This window comes from Aquirhabdus parva (assembly GCF_003351745.1).
In the GTDB taxonomy this organism is placed as follows: domain Bacteria; phylum Pseudomonadota; class Gammaproteobacteria; order Pseudomonadales; family Moraxellaceae; genus Aquirhabdus; species Aquirhabdus parva.
The window spans coordinates 1070058-1089430 of the sequence record NZ_CP031222.1; the positions used below are offsets into that span (position 1 = coordinate 1070058).

Here is a 19373-nt window from a genome sequence, read left to right on the forward strand (position 1 = left end):
TTTGAGTATTGATTTACAAGAGAGCTCCCTAAATTGGCTAGCCGCGACGGGATTACCACCCTCAGTTTTGGCAGGCCAAACCTTACGTCATGGTGCAGGCCACAGTCTTGCACCCTTTGACACGTTTAATCTTGCACTGCATGTTGGTGATGATCCTGCTACGGTACAAGCCAATCGTATGGCGCTGCTTCAGCAGCTTGCTCCCTACGGTTGTGAACGTTTGGTGTGGCTCAATCAAGTTCATGGTACTGAAGTTTATCGAGCGACTGCCGATGTGCAGATTGAAGTACCGACTGCTGATGCGGTGGTCACAGATCAAATTGGTGTGGGTTGTGTCATTATGACTGCCGACTGTTTACCTGTGGTGCTGTCTAGTGCGGATGGTCGTGAAGTTGCGTGCTCGCACGCGGGCTGGCGTGGGCTGCTTTCTGGCGTCATTGAAGCGGCTGCCCATGCCATGAAAGAACCACCGGTTTATGCTTGGCTCGGTGCTGCGATCGGTGCGGAGTCCTTTGAAGTCGGTCCCGAAGTACGAGATCAATTTGTTCAGGATGACCCTGCCAGTGCTGAGGCATTTACGGCGTTACCCAATGGCAAGGACAAAGCGGATCTCTATCAATTGGCACGCTTACGTTTAATGGGATTGGGTATCGAGCGTGTCAGTGGTGGTGAACATTGCACGGTGCTGAATCAAGACCAGTTTTTTTCATATCGTCGTGATCAGCAAACTGGACGTATGGCCACGGTGGTCATGATTCGACCATAATGTGTGGCATGATGATTGATAAAACTGTAGTTTGGCCTCGTATGGGGTAACATGCGTTTATCGATATCACGCATTATATTCGTCAGAATTACTGGAAATTTTACTTTGTCTACACAGCCTTTACAGTCTAATCCTGCAATTGCCCAACGAGTAAAGCGACTTTGTGTCGTGTATCACAGTGCCTATGGTCATACCGCACGCGTGGCTCAAGCCATCGTTGATGGTGCTAACGAAGTCGCTGATGTGGATGCCTCACTCGTGTCGGTTGAGCATATGGACCACTATAAATGGGAACTTTTGGATCAAGCGGATCTACTTGTTTTTGGTTCCCCGACCTATATGGGGAGTGTGACAGGTCAATTTAAGCTATTTATGGATGCGACCTCGAGTCGTTGGATGGCGCGTGCATGGTCGGGTAAGCTTGCTGCTGGTTTTGCTAATTCTGGCGGGCTGAGTGGTGATAAATTATCCGTACTTCAGCAAATTAATTTGTTTGCGATGCAGCATGGCATGCTGTGGAGTGGTCTGCCGTTGATGTCACAAGGACATGCGCCAAGCGACCTGAATCGTTTAGCCAGTTTCTTAGGCTTGATGACTCAGTCCGATAACTTACCTGTTGCTCAAACACCACCTGATGGTGATATGGCGACGGCGCGCTGGTTTGGTCAGCATCTTGCGCAGCTTATGCATCGTTTTTATTGATGGATCAAAGATTTAAATATGAGCTCTTCTAATAAAGTTGTCGATGTTGCTGTCGGTTTGATTGTTAAAAATGGACAGGCACTACTGGCTAAGCGCGCTCTGCATCAGCATCAAGGTGGGCGTTTCGAGTTCCCTGGGGGCAAAGTCGAAGCAGGAGAGCTAGTAACCACAGCACTCACGCGTGAGCTGCATGAAGAGCTTGGCATTGATATTCATGATCCTCAATTAGTTCAGCGCCTCACGTATACATATCCCGAAAAGACGGTTTGTCTGCATGTCTACCGGATAGAGTCTTTTATTGGAGAGCCGATCGGGCGAGAAGGGCAGCCACTGACTTGGGTGGATTTAGATGCCTTGTTTGAGCTCAATTTCCCCGATGCGAATCGTCCAATTGTGCGTGCTGCGCAGTTACCAACCCGCTATTCGATTACATCTGATCTTTATGAGCCGAGAGAGGCCGCCATTGCGCCTTGGCTGGCTGAGATTGCCATTGAGAAAGAAACGGATGCTTGGGTATATGTGCGATTACCCAGTGTGTCGTCAGAACTTTATGCTATGGCTGTCCAGCGCCTTTCTATGCTGCGTCCTGACCTGAATCTGATTGCAGTATGGGATGCACCAGAAGCCTTAAATGAAATTATCGTCGGTCGTCACCTCACTCAAGCCGCTTTATTAGCGAAAAAACATCTAGAGCGTCGTTCTGAACGAGAATTCTGGTTCGCGGCGTGTCACGATGAGGCTTCGGTTGCCCATGCTCAGAAGTTAGGTGTTGATGCAATAGTGGTTGGTGCGGTTTTGTCGACGCCAACACATCCCAACGGTGACGTTCTGGGGTGGGATGGTTTTGCAAAGTTAGCAGGCTTAAGTGATATACCCGTTTATGCTTTAGGGGGGATGCAACCCAGTAACATTGATGAAGTCCAAGCACTGGGTGGTTTTGGGGTGGCGGGTGTGAGATTTGTTTAAAAAAACTACTGCCCCTGCAAATGCCCCTTCGCTTCATTCACCACATCTGGTTTATTTTGCAACGCCCCAGCCAAAGCAATGAGTTGCCAGAAACCACTTTTTTGTTGGGGTGATTTGGCGAGCACGAGTCCGCGACGAGCCATTCCTTCAGCAGTTGCACCATCTTTCTTTTTTAAAGCCACTTCACTTAATCGTGCGTAGACACTCGAGAACTGCGGAGCAATACGCTGCACACGATCAAAAGTTTCTTCTGCATTATCCAATTGGCCCAGCTGTAATTGCTGCTGGCCTTGCGTCATCAGACTTTGTACCAATGGAATATCATGACCATCCCGGAGAGCAACTTGAGGCTGCGCAGGTGCGGGTGGTAGAGGCGTACTCGGTAAGGTCTGCGACTGAAGTGGTGGGTATCCGAATTCAGGCTGAGCGGTTGTCGGACTTGCTGGCTTCGGTTTTTGAATCTGAGGCTTTGGAGGATGAACTTTAGGTGGAACCACGACTGGTGGTGCAGATTGGCAGCCGACTAGGCCTAAAACCAAACCCATAATGATCAGCTTTTCGGTTCTCAATTTCATCGGCTGTACTTTATCCATAACCTGATTCATATCTATTCTCATCATTAGAAACTTTCCATCGCGCGATCAATAGCCGAAGTTTGACGCGGTGGTGTACGTGGAGCTGGAACGGGTGGGGCTGCTGGTGTCGATACAGTCGGCGCAGGTGTAGTATTTAAGGTACCGTTGTTGCTAGACATGACTGGCGTACTATACATGTCCGTATTATTTTGTGATTGCTGCAATTGATCAATCTTCTCTTGCCCACAAGGGGAGATTTGAGAAGGGAGCGTGGTGCGGAGCATCGGAATATACGTTGCACCAGGACAACCTTCTGCTGATACTTGACCACTCGCTGCATCTACCCACTGCCAAACCACGCCATCTGGTTGAGCAAGCTCAACAGGTGTTAGTTTGAGACGACTCATGAGGTTAATCCAAATCGGTAGGGCACCCGATGCACCGCTCAACCCCGTTGGGCGGTTATCATCCTGACCAACCCAGACCACAGACACATAGTTGCCGCTATAACCCGCAAACCAAGAGTCACGCAGGTCGTTGGTCGTACCTGTTTTACCCGCTAAGTTGAGCGCAGGAGAAAGTGTACGGTTTGCAGCTTGTGCAGTCCCTGATTTTACAACTTGTTGCATGGCGTAATTCAGCAAATATGTCGGTGCAGGATCTACACTTTGACGCATAGATAAACCATAGCGTTGCAACGGTTCACCAGTGGCTTTTATGACGGAAATGATGGCTCGGGGGGGGTGCTGGAAGCCATCTGATGCAATCGTGCCATACATATTCAGGATATCAAGCGGTGCAAGATTTGCTGCACCGAGCAAGACTGATGGGTAGGTAGGTAATGTGGCGTTGATGCCTAAATCTTTTAAGGTTCCGACTACTTGTGGAACGCCTAATTGCATACCTAGATTAACTGTAGCTTGGTTATAAGAATGCGCTAATGCATCAGTCAGTGAGACAACGCCATGATCTTGTAGATCATAGTTTTTCGGCTGCCAATTGGACATGCCAGCGCCAGTGATATTCACCGGACCATCATCAACGAGTGAGGCGAGGTTATATCGACCTGATGCTAGTGCCGTGAGATAAACTGCAGGCTTAAACAGTGATCCGACCTGTCTGCGGGCATCTAAAGCACGGTTATATCCAGTAAACAAGCCTGAACCGCCAACGACTGCTAAAATTTCGCCGTTTTGTGGATTTCCAACAAGGACAGCACCTTGTAATCCTGTTAACCGTTTAGGGTTGGATTTCACGATTTTATTCAACGTTTCTGCAAATGCGGCATCAGCTGCATTTTGGACACGAGGATCTAGCGTCGTAAAAATCTGTAAGCCATCACTGGTTAGATCGGTTTCCTGATATTCCAGACGCAGTTGGCGACGAACCATATCTAAAAAGTCTGGATATAAGCTCTGCCCAGCTGTTGGCTTCTCCACGATGCCTAGGGGCATGTCGTGTGCAGATTGATACTGTTCTTGAGTAATTTTGCCTTGGTCCAGCATATTTTGCAGAACGACATTTCGTCGCGCGAGCGAGGCTTCAGGATGACGCCATGGATTGTATTCGCTAGGTCCTTTAACTAGGCCAACAAGCAGTGCGACTTGATTTAGCTTCAACTCTTGAATGGGTTGGCCGAAGTAAAATTGTGAAGCTAAGCCAAATCCATTAATAGAACGATTGCCGTTTTGACCGAGATTAATCTCGTTTAAATATGTTTCTAAAATTTCACTCTTTGAGTAATGTGATTCAAGGAGCAGGGCCATTACGGCTTCAGTTGCTTTGCGTTTTAACGTGCGCTCATTGGTGAGATAGAAGTTTTTCACCAACTGTTGAGTGAGCGTTGATCCACCCTGACGAGCTCCACCCGTAGCATTGGATAACAATGCACGCCCCAGTCCCCGAATTGATACGCCATGATGCTGATAGAATGAGCGATCTTCAGTCGCAATCAATGCATCGACAAGAGATTGTGGCGTTTCACTAAGCTTGATTAACACACGGTCTTCATTAATACGTGGATAGATGCCCCCAATTAAAACGGGCTCTAAACGTGCAACACCCGTGGTGTTGGGCTGGGTACTTTGGATATCAGCAATACCATTGTTCGCTGATGTTGTTGCGAATTGAACCTTGAGCACTTGTTCGGGTTCTTTGGATGTCCCAAAGTTAAAGCCGCGGGTATGAATAAATAAGGTATTTGCAGAATCTGTATAAGTGCCTGATGTCTGATAGCCATCACTGCTTTTGTAACCCAAGAGTTCGAGTTCGTCTTTTATACCTTTCTTATCGACTGTTGCGCCCACATAAAGTTCTAAAGGACGGGCATAAACTTTTGCGGGAATCTCCCAGCGTTGACCTTCAAACTTGGTTCTGACCACACTATCAAGTCGTGCAACGTAAATGCCAAGGCCGATTAAGACAACAGCGATAACGACAAGGATAATAAGTCCGATAATGACAAATCCATTATTTTGGTTTGGCATTCCGGTGCCATGACGCTTATTGCGACGTACTAACTGAGAGGAATTTTTAGAAAGATTAGGAGCAGACAAGATAATACGCCGTACTTAATTAAGAAAACTTTCTAAATAATGCGACAGTAGATTGCGGGATGCAATGGTTTCTTCGTGAAGAATCAGTGATGGCTGCGTGGAACTTTGGTGAAAAATGCTGAATGTCTCGCACTTTATAAGATGCCGAAGCCAAGGGGGCAAGGATATTTTGAGTTCAATGTAGCGAAAAATGCTATTCGTCGTATAGCTGAACCGTCTAGAAATAAAGAGCGTATATTAAAGATTAGAAAATTGGGCGAATTGTGTTCAAAAATGACATAAAACGGTGAATATTGCCTACAAACTGACCATCTAGTTTGATAATTGAAGAAAGGGTTTGACAGGGTTGAGGAAATGTATAGAATGCACCCCACAGCGACGTTGACTGTCTTAGAAATAAGTAAGAAAAACAGTAGCTTAAGTGTTTTGGCGGATGTTTGAGTAGTTTTGGCGGTTGTGTTTGTAGATTTTTAGAACGTGTGTTGCACGAATTAAAAATAGATAAAGATTAACGTTGACAATGAGAAAAACTTCTGTAGAATACGCCTCCTACCGCAGCGAACCAGACGATGGACGTAGCGGGTGAGATTGGGATTGATGAGTCAATGGGCTCTAGGTTTTGATTTTACGAAAGACTCTTTAAGAACTTGTGAAGAACAACTTGTGTGGATTTTTGCTGGTTACGATGAGATAAATTATCATTTAGTAATTGGTAGAAATTACTCGCAATTCATTTTAGGTAATGATTGAAGTAATGATGTCTTAAGTGACATATAGCTAGTGAAAGATGAGCCAAAGATTGGTGACCTCAAGTCACTATGAAACATTAAACTGAAGAGTTTGATCATGGCTCAGATTGAACGCTGGCGGCAGGCTTAACACATGCAAGTCGAGCGGAGTACTTCGGTACTTAGCGGCGAACGGGTGAGTAATGCCTAGGAATCTGCCTGATAGTGGGGGATAACGTTCGGAAACGAACGCTAATACCGCATACGTCCTACGGGAGAAAGGGGGCTTTATTGCTCTCGCTAACAGATGAGCCTAGGTCAGATTAGCTAGTTGGTGAGGTAAAGGCTCACCAAGGCGACGATCTGTAGCGGGTCTGAGAGGATGATCCGCCACACTGGAACTGAGACACGGTCCAGACTCCTACGGGAGGCAGCAGTGGGGAATATTGGACAATGGGCGAAAGCCTGATCCAGCCATGCCGCGTGTGTGAAGAAGGCCTTTTGGTTGTAAAGCACTTTAAGCGGGGAGGAGGGCACCACGGTTAATACCCGTGAATGTCGGACGTTACCCGCAGAATAAGCACCGGCTAACTCTGTGCCAGCAGCCGCGGTAATACAGAGGGTGCGAGCGTTAATCGGAATTACTGGGCGTAAAGCGCGCGTAGGCGGCTTGTTAAGTCAAATGTGAAATCCCCGAGCTTAACTTGGGCATTGCATTCGATACTGGCAAGCTAGAGTATGGGAGAGGAAGGTAGAATTCCAGGTGTAGCGGTGAAATGCGTAGAGATCTGGAGGAATACCGATGGCGAAGGCAGCCTTCTGGCCTAATACTGACGCTGAGGTGCGAAAGCATGGGGAGCAAACAGGATTAGATACCCTGGTAGTCCATGCCGTAAACGATGTCAACTAGCCGTTGGGGCCCTTGAGGCCTTAGTGGCGCAGCTAACGCGATAAGTTGACCGCCTGGGGAGTACGGTCGCAAGACTAAAACTCAAATGAATTGACGGGGGCCCGCACAAGCGGTGGAGCATGTGGTTTAATTCGATGCAACGCGAAGAACCTTACCTAGCCTTGACATGTCTGGAATCTTGTAGAGATACGAGAGTGCCTTCGGGAATCAGAACACAGGTGCTGCATGGCTGTCGTCAGCTCGTGTCGTGAGATGTTGGGTTAAGTCCCGCAACGAGCGCAACCCTTTTCCTTATTTGCCAGCACTTCGGGTGGGAACTCTAAGGATACTGCCAGTGACAAACTGGAGGAAGGCGGGGACGACGTCAAGTCATCATGGCCCTTACGGCTAGGGCTACACACGTGCTACAATGGTCGGTACAAAGGGTTGCTAACCCGCGAGGGCATGCTAATCTCAAAAAGCCGATCGTAGTCCAGATTGGAGTCTGCAACTCGACTCCATGAAGTCGGAATCGCTAGTAATCGCGGATCAGAATGTCGCGGTGAATACGTTCCCGGGCCTTGTACACACCGCCCGTCACACCATGGGAGTTTGTTGCACCAGAAGTAGGTAGCCTAACCGTAAGGAGGGCGCTTACCACGGTGTGGCCGATGACTGGGGTGAAGTCGTAACAAGGTAGCCGTAGGGGAACCTGCGGCTGGATCACCTCCTTAACGAATCCATCGGGCCAGCAAGAATCCACAACAAGTTGTTCTTCACAAAGACACAGTATGCAAAGCATAAGTCAGCCTTAGGGGTTGAGTTAAGTCTTGAATATTGAGTCAGCATTCCCGAGTTCTTGTAAAAGAATGGGGTCTTAGCTCAGTTGGTAGAGCGCCTGCTTTGCAAGCAGGATGTCAACGGTTCGACTCCGTTAGACTCCACCATATGCTTTAATTAGCAGTGTTTAGCGTTGTACCCCGCGAACGGGTCTGTAGCTCAGTTGGTTAGAGCACACGCTTGATAAGCGTGGGGTCGGCAGTTCAAGTCTGCCCAGACCCACCATTAAGTTGGTGAGGTTTTGAAAGTTGAACGGAAGTAAAGTCAACATAGTTTAATAAAGATCTTCGGATTGACTATTAACCTCTGTTGATTTGGCATCACTTAGTGATGTTGGATTACCTGAATGATCTGCGACCTGACGAAGGTGTAGATAGATCGCAAGATCGTACTCTTTAATAGATTGGAAATTGAGTTGTAGTTAATTGTGACTTATTCATCGTACAGAGAATAAGTCACCTAAAACTGAATCAAGCGTTTTGGTCAAATAACCATTGAAGCTGTACGTTGTTCAATCAACAAGACTTTGAATAGAAGCCTTAGATCAGAAGTTGGGATTTAAGACGACCGTTTGGGGTTGTATAGTCAAGTAATGAAGTGCACATGGTGGATGCCTTGGCAGTCAGAGGCGATGAAAGACGTGTGAGCCTGCGAAAAGCTTCGGGGAGGCGGCAACAATCCTATGATCCGGAGATGTCTGAATGGGGGAACCCACTTATCGTAAGATAGGTATTGCAACATGAATACATAGTGTTGCAAAGCGAACGCGGGGAAGTGAAACATCTCAGTACCCGTAGGAACAGAAATCAATTGAGATTCCCTTAGTAGCGGCGAGCGAACAGGGATTAGCCCATTAAGTTTAGAGTGTTTTAGTAGAACGACCTGGAAATGTCGGCCATAGTAGGTGATAGCCCTGTATACGAAAGGGCACTCTAAATGAATCGAGTAGGGCGAGGCACGAGAAACCTTGTCTGAACATGGGGGGACCATCCTCCAAGGCTAAATACTCCTGACTGACCGATAGTGAACCAGTACCGTGAGGGAAAGGCGAAAAGAACCCCTGTGAGGGGAGTGAAATAGATCCTGAAACCGTGTGCATACAAGCAGTAGGAGCGGACTTGTTCCGTGACTGCGTACCTTTTGTATAATGGGTCAGCGACTTATATTCTGTAGCAAGGTTAACCGTATAGGGGAGCCGTAGGGAAACCGAGTCTGAATAGGGCGTATAGTTGCAGGGTATAGACCCGAAACCGAGTGATCTATCCATGAGCAGGATGAAGGTGCCGTAACAGGCACTGGAGGTCCGAACCCACCGTCGTTGAAAAGCCGGGGGATGACTTGTGGATAGGGGTGAAAGGCTAATCAAACTCGGTGATAGCTGGTTCTCCCCGAAAGCTATTTAGGTAGCGCCTCGGACGAATACCACTGGGGGTAGAGCACTGTTTCGGCTAGGGGGTCATCCCGACTTACCAAACCGATGCAAACTCCGAATACCAGTGAGTACTATCCGGGAGACAGACTGCGGGTGCTAACGTCCGTAGTCAAGAGGGAAACAACCCAGACCGCCAGCTAAGGCCCCAAATTTCTAGTTAAGTGGGAAACGATGTGGGAAGGCATAGACAGCTAGGAGGTTGGCTTAGAAGCAGCCATCCTTTAAAGAAAGCGTAATAGCTCACTAGTCGAGTCGGCCTGCGCGGAAGATGTAACGGGGCTCAAACTAGAAGCCGAAGCTGCGGATTTGAACTTGTTTCAAGTGGTAGGGGAGCGTTCTGTAAGTCTGTGAAGGTGTGTTGAGAAGCATGCTGGAGATATCAGAAGTGCGAATGCTGACGTGAGTAACGATAATGCGAGTGAAAAACTCGCACGCCGAAAGACCAAGGGTTCCAGTCCAACGTTAATCGGGGCTGGGTTAGTCGACCCCTAAGGCGAGGCAGAAATGCGTAGTCGATGGGAAATCGGTTAATATTCCGATACTTCTGCATAATGCGATGAGGGGACGGAGAAGGTTAAATCAGCCTGGCGTTGGTTGTCCAGGTGGAAGGTGGTAGGCATGAGTCTTAGGCAAATCCGGGACTCTTTATGCTGAGAGCCGATAGCAAGCTGTACTTGTACAGCGAAGTGATTGATACCAAGCTTCCAGGAAAAGCCTCTAAGCTTCAGTTATGCAGGAATCGTACCCGAAACCGACACAGGTGGTCAGGTCGAGTAGACCAAGGCGCTTGAGAGAACTCTGCTGAAGGAACTAGGCAAAATGGTACCGTAACTTCGGGAGAAGGTACGCTGCTGATGGTGATAGGACTTGCTCCTTGAGCTGTTGGCAGCCTCAGAAACCAGGCCGCTGCAACTGTTTATTAAAAACACAGCACTCTGCAAACACGAAAGTGGACGTATAGGGTGTGATGCCTGCCCGGTGCCGGAAGGTTAATTGATGGGGTTAGCGAAAGCGAAGCTCTTGATCGAAGCCCCGGTAAACGGCGGCCGTAACTATAACGGTCCTAAGGTAGCGAAATTCCTTGTCGGGTAAGTTCCGACCTGCACGAATGGCATAATGATGGCGGCGCTGTCTCCAGCAGAGACTCAGTGAAATCGAAATCGCGGTGAAGATGCCGTGTACCCGCGGCTAGACGGAAAGACCCCGTGAACCTTTACTGCAGCTTTACATTGAACTTTGACTTTACTTGTGTAGGATAGGTGGGAGGCTATGAAGATCGGACGCCAGTTCGATTGGAGCCATCCTTGAAATACCACCCTGGTAACGTCGAGGTTCTAACCCAGCCCCCTGATCGGGGGCGGGGACAATGTATGGTGGGTAGTTTGACTGGGGCGGTCTCCTCCTAAAGAGTAACGGAGGAGTACGAAGGTGCGCTCAGCGTGGTCGGAAATCACGCGTAGAGTATAAAGGCAAAAGCGCGCTTAACTGCGAGACCCACAAGTCGAGCAGGTACGAAAGTAGGTCTTAGTGATCCGGTGGTTCTGTATGGAAGGGCCATCGCTCAACGGATAAAAGGTACTCTGGGGATAACAGGCTGATACCGCCCAAGAGTTCATATCGACGGCGGTGTTTGGCACCTCGATGTCGGCTCATCTCATCCTGGGGCTGAAGCAGGTCCCAAGGGTATGGCTGTTCGCCATTTAAAGAGGTACGCGAGCTGGGTTTAGAACGTCGTGAGACAGTTCGGTCCCTATCTACCGTGGGCGTTGGAGATTTGAGAGGATCTGCTCCTAGTACGAGAGGACCAGAGTGGACGAACCTCTGGTGTTCCGGTTGTCATGCCAATGGCACAGCCGGGTAGCTATGTTCGGAAGGGATAAGCGCTGAAAGCATCTAAGCGCGAAGCCCACCTCAAGATTAGATCTCCCAGGGGTTTACCCCCTAAAGAGCCGTTGAAGACTACGACGTTGATAGGTTCGGTGTGGAAGTACAGCGATGTATGAAGCTAACGAATACTAATTGCTCGTGAGGCTTGACTATACAACACCCAAGCGGTTGTTGTTGGCTTTAAAGGTTATAGATCAAAAGCGCAATCAACATTGCACGCTTGATTCGGATTTAGTAAAATTAGCGACAACTCAATCAGCCCAATCTGTAAGATTGGCAAAGTGAAACAGCAGTGCGAAGACTACTTCAAACGTGCATCACCAAGCCTAACAGTTGTGCTGACGACTATAGCAAGAGTGAACCACCTGATCCCATCCCGAACTCAGAAGTGAAACCTCTTTGCGCCGATGGTAGTGTGGCATTCGCCATGTGAGAGTAGGGCATCGTCAGCTCATTATTCGTAGCCCAAAGCTACACACAAAACCCCCTTCTCCTACGAGATGGGGGTTTTGTCTTTCTACACCATTTAAGATCTGAAAATAATAAAACCCGAAATATAAAACATTAAAGCCCAAGGTTTTTACCTTGGGCTTTTTATTAAGTCTGTTTATTAACCGAATAACGTATACATACTAGGCAATACTCTCAGATTCAGCCTTGATCTCTCCAATCTTAAGCAAGCGTGCGCGAACGATATTACGGCTGATACCGAGTAGCTTAGCAGTCTGTACCTGGTTGCGATGACAATATCTAAATGCACTACTCATCACAGCCTCTTCTATTTTGTCGAAAAGCGCATCGGGGTTTGTTTCAAAGAGATCAATCAGCGCAGCTTCCAACTGTTCAATGGGGTCATCGTACTGAGTTTTTGGGCTTAAAAGCTTATGGGTTGACGATGTTGGGGAGTGCTGGTTGCGGAGTTCCGAACTGCCGATTTGTAGATCCTCGGGCTTGATCACCGAGTCTTGGCAAACGAGGAGGGCATAATGAATGACGTTTTCTAACTCGCGGATATTGCCCGGCCAATTGTGCGACAAAAGGGCTTTATTCGAACTTTCAGAGAAAGTCGCGGGTGCGTAGTGTAGACGGCTGGTATAGTCGCGTAGAAAGAATTCAGCCAGCGGTAAAATGTCTCCTGGACGTTCACGCAGTGGGGAGAGTTCGATGGAGGCTACGCGAAGGCGATAATATAAGTCTTCGCGAAACTTACCAGCAGTTACAGCGTTCTCCAAGTGTATATTGGTTGCTGCCACCACACGAACATTAACAGGCTTTGCCTTACGTGAGCCCAAACGAACTACTTCGCGTTCCTGAAGGACGCGCAGAAGTTTTACCTGCATGTTTAAAGGAAGGTCGCCAATTTCATCCAAGAATAAAGTACCGCCATCGGCTGCTTCAAACCAACCTGCTTTCGCATCGGTTGCGCCAGTAAACGCACCACGTTCATGACCAAAAAGTTCGCTTTCGACCAATGTTTCTGAGAAGGCACCACAATTGACTGCAAGAAAAGGTCCTTGATTACGTCGACTTAAGGTGTGGATATGACGTGCAACCAGTTCTTTCCCTGTCCCTGTTTCACTCATAATGAGGACGTTGGCTTCACTGGGAGCAAGTCGTTCAATTTTTGCTAAAATTGCACGTGACTTTGCATCTTCAAAGACCAACGCCTTTGCGCGAATCGAAGTATTGAGTGAACGTGCATTGGGATAGGTGAGCAATGCCATGAAGTGCGCCTTATCTTAAGTATTTTCTAAGATACCAAATAACCTTTTATAGCTGAACCAAGAATATATGATTACCTTATGAGGTTATTGGTAAGGAGATTAAAGGATATTTGCCAGTACGGTTCATCATCGTAATATCGTGTGTATGATTCTCCTCTCATCTTAAACGAGCGCTTTTTCAGACGATCTAGAGCCTCCAAGATAAGCGGCTTGAAGATGATCCTGTTGATTAAGAGTCGCTGCTTGACCTGAATGACGGACTTCTCCATTTTCAACAAGATATGCAAAATCCGCATACTGTAGAACCAAACGTGCATTTTGTTCTGCGATTAAAAAGCTAATACCTTGTTGCTGATTGAGTGTGTGCACGATTGCAAAGATTTCTTCGACAATCTTTGGTGCGAGTCCCATGGAGGGTTCATCTAGAAGAATTAATTCGGGCTTGGTCATAAGCGCACGACCGATTGCAATCATCTGTTGCTCACCGCCAGAGGTATAGCCTGCTTGAGTATCTCGCCTCTCTTTAAGGCGCGGGAAATATTGATAGATTTTTTCAATACCTTCGCGTATATCACTACGCGAAGGATTATTTACAAAAGTGCCTGAGCGAAGATTTTCTTCAACGGTAAGATGAGGAAAGCAGCGGCGTCCTTCAAGAACTTGTACGAGACCGCGTTTAACTAATGTTGCAGCATCTGTATTGGTGATATCTTGGTTTTGATAACGAATCTGCCCGCGTGTTAGGCTCCCGCGTTCAGATTGAACGAGGCGAGAGATGGTTTTCAATGTTGTGCTTTTACCGGCACCATTGGCACCGAGTAGAGCAACAATTGAACCCTCTGTAACATTGATGGAAATATCACGGACAGCCAAAATGGCTTGATCATAGACTACTTCGATCTGTTGCACTTCGAGCAGATTCGTCATCAGATAGCTCCTTTATTTTTCAATTTTGCAATTACGAGGAGTGATGCCTTTTTCCTTCGCGTATTGCTGTGCCGACGTTTCAATAATTGGACGTAGTAATGCACGATCCGCTTGAATCCAGTTACTGATCACATTCCACTTGCTACCATCCCATTGCTGGAAGCGTACTGCACCGCCACCTTCATGATCGGAGCATGACAGCTTGAGGGGTTGTACAAGTCCCAAGGCACCGAGTTCAGTCAAGCGCTTATTATCGATGTTCAAGTGTTCAAAACCCCAGCGGACTTCTTCGCCAGTCAGAGGGCGCTTGCCATATTTTGCTTGTGCAACGCGAACCGCTTCAACGTTCAGGATTCCGTTCACTACACCTAGGTTGTAATAGACCGTGCCGAAACGTTTAGGGTCACTCAAATTACCTTTACCAGCATCCACTACATTTTTCTTGATGTCTTGCAGGACTGGGAAATTGGTGCCTGATGGGTGAGTAGTAATAGAGATGAAACCTTTCGCGGCATCGCCGGCTGGAGCTGCATCTTCTTCGGAGTTACTCCAAATATTGCCGATAATATGGTTAGCAGGGAAGCCAACCTTTTTAGCTGTTTTTAAGGCGACGGGATTCATCACACCCCAACCGCGTAAGATGACCCAATCTGGTTGAATGCGACGGATATTCAACCATTGCGATTGTTGTTCATTGCCGGGATGAGGAACTTCGATCTGAGTCGCTTCAAAACCGTATTTTTTGGCGAGAATATCAATGACTGGGATGGTTTCTTTGCCATAGGGTGAGCCATGATATAGAACAACAATTTTTTTGCCTTTAAGCTTAGACAAGCCGCCAGATTGCTGCCCAATATAGTTCACAATCGCAGAGACTTCGCTATACGGATTGAGCTGTAGCGGGAATACATAAGGAAAAACGCTGCCATCCGTGGAATCGGTACGACCGTGATTGATGGTAATCAGAGGGATTTTATCTGCTGTGGAGCGTTCAAGCGTCGCATAAGCAATACCTACAGATAATGGATTGGTCGCAGCGGCAGGCGCACCATTAAGCCCTTTTTTTAAACGTTCATAGCATTCCACACCTTTTTCAACGACATATTCAGTTTCACATTCTGACCATGTGAGTTTGACGCCATTGACGCCACCATGTGCGTTAACATCTTGCAGATAGTCAATAAAACCGCCGAAAAATCCGCTGCCCCCAGCAGCATAAGGACCGACCCGATAACTTTGCAGCGGAAAGTATTGTTCATTAGCAGCATGTGCAGCCTGACCGGTGAATAGACCAACTGCAAGCGTAAGGGCCGCGAGTTGAAGACGTGAAGATGACATTGTAGACTCCTGATTAATAATAAAATTCTAGGTTGATGTTGATTGTTGTGACGTAAAGCTTTAGTAACGCAAAGGCCACAGCTTGAGGCGTTCTCTTAAATGACGCCAAAGCCGTGCGAGACCATCTGGTTCTTTGATCAGAAAGAAAATGATCAAACTCCCAAAAATGATTTTTTGTAGATTTTGTAATAGCGCTTGATCAGCACCCTGCCCGAATAGGGCGGTGCTGCCGAGGCTTAAAGTAATGGGTAGAAGAACAATAAATGCAGCGCCTAAAAAGCTGCCAGAAATGCTACCCAGCCCACCAATAATGATAATGAACAAAATTTGAAAAGAGCGACTGAGGTCAAAACCATCCGGTTCGACTGTGCCGAGGTAGGCAAATGCCCAAAGTGCCCCAGCAATGCCGAGATAAAATGAACTGATGGCAAATGCCAATAATTTGGTTCGTAAAATAGGAATACCGATACTTGCCGCTGCGGTATCCATATCACGGACCGCCATCCAGTTCCGACCCAATGGACTATGAATGAGACGATGGGCAGTAAAGCCGAGCAGAATAACGATGCTGAGTGTTAACAAGTATCGACCTGAAGGGGTATTGAAGTCCTGCCCAAAAACTTCAAGTTTCGGTGCACTAATCACCCCTGATGCGCTGTAATTCGAAAACCAGCCATATTGTGTCAGCATCCAAGGCACAAAAAATTGTGCAGCAAGGGTAGAAACGATGAGGTAAAAGCCTTTAATTCGAAGACTGGGTAGTCCAATCAATACACCAAAGAGCGCTGTAACGATACCGCCGAGGAAGAAGCTTAGGAGTAGTGAAATTCCAGGAATACGCAGTTGAAAGTTATAGGCTGCAAATGCACCAACTGCCATAAAAGCTGCAGAGCCTAGAGACAATTGCCCTGCATAACCGGTCAGGATATTGAGTCCTAGTCCTGCAAGTCCCAGCACTAAAAAAGGAACCAGAATGGCGCTAAACCAGTAGTCCGTACCAATGCGTGGTATTACGATTAAGGCAAATGCCAGCACGGCCCAGAACACCCAACGATCCTGTTTAAGACGAAATAAACGACGCTCGGAACGATAATCTGTAGTGATCTGTCTGGCTTGACTAAAGAAAATCATGGCTTAGACCCTCGCTACCGTTTTTTCCCCAAACAAACCTGATGGCCTGATGAGCAGAAAAATGATCGCAAGCGCATAGGGAAACCAGTTCTCAAGTCCTCCGCCAATGATGCCCCCCAGATAAATTTCTGCGAGTTTTTCTGAAGCACCAACAATAAGACCACCTACAATGGCGCCGCTGATCGAGGTAAAGCCACCGATGATGAGGACAGGGAGAGCTTTAAGAACGATCAATGATAAGGAGAATTGCACGCCTAAACGGGCACCCCAGAGTAAACCCGCAACCAGCGCAACAAATCCTGCCACCGTCCAGACGATAATCCAGATGTGATTAAGTCGAATACCAATGGACTGTGCGGCGAGGGGATCGTCAGCAACCGCACGAAGAGATAAACCAAAGCGTGTTTTACTAAATAGCAGTGACAATACAATCACCATAAGTCCTGCGACCACGGCTGAAAACAAATCCAGCTTGCTGATCAGTATGCCAAAAAACTCAATGGGTTCATCGGATATACCCAGCTCTAGACCATGAACTTGTGTTCCCCATACTGTCTGGGCCAAGCCTTCAATGATGTAGCTTAAGCCCAGTGTGGCCATGAAGAGCGTGATTACAGAGCGATTGATTAAATGCCGTAATACTAAGCGCTCAATTAAAACTGCAAGGATAAAAAGAACAATTGCGGTAATAGCAAACGCTTGCCAAAATGGAAGTCCCCGTTCAACTAAACTGACAAAGGTCAGCGCCGAGAACAGTACTAAGGCACCTTGTGCAAAATTGAAGACTCCCGATGCGCGGTAGATCAATACAAAGCCGATGGCGACCAAGGAATACATAATCCCTGCAAGCAGTCCACCGACGAGTACCTCTATAAAGAAATTCATAAACCCCTCAAACGATATAATTAATGTCTGGTTTCTAGCTGTTGCTTTTCGACAGTACTCTGGCCTAGATAGGCAGCAAGAACTTCTGGGTTCTGCCGAATTTCATCTGCGGTGCCATCTCCGATTTTTCGGCCATAATCCAGCACAATAATGTGATCTGAGAGCGCCATCACGACCCCGATATCATGTTCAATAATCACAACGGTCGTTCCTAACTCTCGATTCACATCACGGATTAAGCGCGCCATGTCTTGTTTTTCATCGCTATTCATCCCTGCCATGGGTTCATCAAGGAGTAACAAACTCGGTTCGGCTGCAAGTGCCCGTGCAAGTTCGACACGCTTTTGTAGACCGTATGAGAGCGTGCTGACGATGCTGTGCCGCCAAGGTTCAAGATGTAAGAACGCAATGATTTTTTCTGCACTTTGACGCTGAGCGTCTGCTTCGCGTTTTGCACGGGGGAGTCGTAGGAGGTATTCAGGCCATGTTGCGCTGATCTTCAGTGTGCGACCTGTCAGTACATTGTCCAGTACGCTCATTTTTTTGAATAAAGCTAGATTTTGAAAGGTTCTGGAAATCCCAAGTTTGGCTGCAAGTTGTGGTCGATGAGACTTAAGATGTTGGCCATCCAACGTAATTTTTCCACGATGTGGCTGATAGATTCCATTGATGATATTGAGCAGTGAGCTTTTGCCCGCACCATTGGGACCGATCAGTGAACAGATTTCGCCATGAGCTACTGCGATGTCTAAATCTTGAATGACCTGAAGTCCGCCAAAGGCCAGAGAAATCCCTTCAAGTTTTAATAGAGGAGTTTGCTGGGTCACGACATCATCTCAACAGTGGATTGCTTGGATTGGGTTCAGATTTCTGCTTGTTTTTTTGTAGCCCGGATTGCGGTGTCTCTACGGGGGATGCTTGAGCCGGAACCGATTGTGTGACGCCCGTGGCTGCGAGTCTTTTGATACGAATGCCCAGACTGGCATAAAAATCGACATGGGTTTTTGCTAACGGCTCTCCGATCAATAGCGCAGTCTTGAGATGTGCAAAGCCAAGGTTCTCTCGTAAGACTCGACGAATTAATCGCGTTAATATCCATGCCAGTGGATTGTGAGTTTCTTGATTCCATGCCCATGCATAAATACGATGGGTTAGCGTTCCTGTCGTTGGCAGTTTTTGTTCGGCCAACTGGGCAACGCGTGCAAAGGTCGCATTAGTACCGAGCACGAGGGATGGGGAGAGCTCTCGACGATCATTATCACGCGTAGCGAGATTCTCTGGAAAATTCAAACGAAATCCGGCGACAAGCCAAGGCGCTACTAAATAGCGTGCTTGTCCAGCCGTTGCAAATGCTCTGGCTGCAAGTGCATCTTCTTTATGGCTAAGCCCAGTTTGCTCAATTAGATGCTTTGCTTCGTTAATCAGACGTTGATGGCTAAGTTTTTGATGAATAAGGCTGCCTTCGCTATCGAGTCCATAAAATACAAAGGCAAATGCTTCTGGTTTGATGTGGATGACAGGCAGCTCAACATAACTTGTTAAGAATTGATCGATTGAAAGTAGGTTGGGAAACTTATAGTGACTCAGCCCTCGAGCGTTTGCGTAAAGAGCTAATTGCGGTGAAATCTGGCTTTGAATGAGTTGATCAACCTCTGCTTGACCTTCACTGAAGATGAACTTGGGGTTGATCCCCTTGAGCAATATTTGCAGTTCATCATGAGTGAGATCGGGATCCAAAGGTTGCACAGTACCGCCCAATGACTGCACCGCAAGTGCAAGCAACAAAGCCTCTACACGAGGTCGGCTTAGCAGTAGTAAGCTTGAGTCAGCACCAAAGCCTAAGCTTGCGAGTGAACTTGCGTAGCGCTGTGTTTGACTCAATAAATCTTGCCATGTCCATTCTTGCCAGATTCCAAGTCGTTTATGACGCAGGGCAACATGACGAGGTCGCAGAATGACCTGATTGCGCAAAAGCTCAGGGAGTGTTTGCGGCAGCTTTGGTGTGGTTTCAGGCATTCTGGATTCCTC

12 protein-coding genes, 2 tRNA genes and 3 rRNA genes are annotated in these 19373 nt (G+C 47.4%); 8 read left to right on the forward strand and 9 right to left on the reverse strand.

From position 1 onward, the window contains the following. Position 1: 1 nt before the first annotated feature. From pgeF to HYN46_RS04755, 3 genes are all read left to right on the forward strand, one after another. Positions 2–766, forward strand: a complete 765-nt coding sequence (gene pgeF, locus HYN46_RS04745; RefSeq protein WP_228254890.1) for a peptidoglycan editing factor PgeF — start codon at positions 2–4, stop codon at positions 764–766. A 138-nt stretch (positions 767–904) separates the two neighbouring features. Further along, positions 905–1468 (forward strand): flavodoxin family protein, encoded by a 564-nt coding sequence (locus HYN46_RS04750; protein WP_114900614.1) that lies wholly within the window; start codon positions 905–907, stop codon positions 1466–1468. A gap of 18 nt (positions 1469–1486) precedes the next feature. Next, positions 1487–2434, forward strand: a complete 948-nt coding sequence (locus HYN46_RS04755) for a Nudix family hydrolase (RefSeq protein WP_114898324.1) — start codon at positions 1487–1489, stop codon at positions 2432–2434. A 5-nt stretch (positions 2435–2439) separates the two neighbouring features. Here HYN46_RS04755 and HYN46_RS04760 read toward each other — a convergent pair whose 3' ends face one another. Then, a complete protein-coding gene (locus HYN46_RS04760) occupies positions 2440–3054 on the reverse strand; it encodes a hypothetical protein (protein ID WP_162818084.1) in 615 nt (204 codons plus the stop codon). Then, complete coding sequence (gene mrcB, locus HYN46_RS04765; protein WP_228254891.1) at positions 3054–5564, reverse strand: penicillin-binding protein 1B; 2511 nt, start codon at positions 5562–5564, stop codon at positions 3054–3056. Before mrcB ends, HYN46_RS04760 begins: the two co-directional genes overlap by 1 nt. An 828-nt stretch (positions 5565–6392) precedes the next feature. Here mrcB and HYN46_RS04770 point away from each other — a divergent pair. The 5 genes from HYN46_RS04770 (at position 6393) to rrf (ending at position 11792) form a co-directional block, all read left to right on the forward strand. After that, positions 6393–7915, forward strand: a 16S ribosomal RNA gene (locus HYN46_RS04770). Between the two features lie 137 nt (positions 7916–8052). After that, positions 8053–8128: transfer RNA gene (locus HYN46_RS04775), tRNA-Ala, on the forward strand. A gap of 41 nt (positions 8129–8169) precedes the next feature. Next, positions 8170–8246 (forward strand) — tRNA-Ile (locus HYN46_RS04780). Between the two features lie 358 nt (positions 8247–8604). Continuing rightward, positions 8605–11493: ribosomal RNA gene (locus HYN46_RS04785) — 23S ribosomal RNA — on the forward strand. Positions 11494–11677: 184 nt separating this feature from the next. Beyond that, positions 11678–11792 (forward strand): 5S ribosomal RNA (gene rrf / locus HYN46_RS04790). The 16S, 23S and 5S rRNA genes sit together here with 2 tRNA genes alongside, the layout of an rRNA operon. Before the next feature lie 180 nt (positions 11793–11972). Here the strand turns inward: rrf and HYN46_RS04795 are convergent. The 7 genes from HYN46_RS04795 to HYN46_RS04825 form a co-directional block, all read right to left on the reverse strand. After that, on the reverse strand, positions 11973–13064 hold the full coding sequence (locus tag HYN46_RS04795) for a sigma-54 interaction domain-containing protein (protein WP_114898327.1): 1092 nt from the start codon (positions 13062–13064) through the stop codon (positions 11973–11975). Between the two features lie 162 nt (positions 13065–13226). Beyond that, a complete protein-coding gene (locus HYN46_RS04800) occupies positions 13227–13991 on the reverse strand; it encodes an ABC transporter ATP-binding protein (RefSeq protein WP_210009377.1) in 765 nt (254 codons plus the stop codon). Between the two features lie 12 nt (positions 13992–14003). Continuing rightward, positions 14004–15329 carry an ABC transporter substrate-binding protein gene (locus HYN46_RS04805; protein WP_114898329.1) on the reverse strand — a complete coding sequence of 442 codons (1326 nt, stop codon included), beginning with the start codon at positions 15327–15329 and terminating at the stop codon, positions 14004–14006. Between the two features lie 60 nt (positions 15330–15389). Beyond that, positions 15390–16460, reverse strand: coding sequence for a branched-chain amino acid ABC transporter permease (locus HYN46_RS04810; protein ID WP_210009379.1), 1071 nt, complete (start codon positions 16458–16460; stop codon positions 15390–15392). A gap of 3 nt (positions 16461–16463) precedes the next feature. Then, complete coding sequence (locus HYN46_RS04815; RefSeq protein WP_114898330.1) at positions 16464–17345, reverse strand: branched-chain amino acid ABC transporter permease; 882 nt, start codon at positions 17343–17345, stop codon at positions 16464–16466. 20 nt (positions 17346–17365) lie between these two features. Then, positions 17366–18172: an ABC transporter ATP-binding protein gene (locus HYN46_RS04820; RefSeq protein WP_114898331.1), complete on the reverse strand. Its 807-nt coding sequence runs from the start codon at positions 18170–18172 to the stop codon at positions 17366–17368. Positions 18173–18176: 4 nt separating this feature from the next. Then, positions 18177–19361 (reverse strand): AMP-binding protein, encoded by a 1185-nt coding sequence (locus HYN46_RS04825; RefSeq protein WP_162818085.1) that lies wholly within the window; start codon positions 19359–19361, stop codon positions 18177–18179. Positions 19362–19373: the final 12 nt, after the last annotated feature.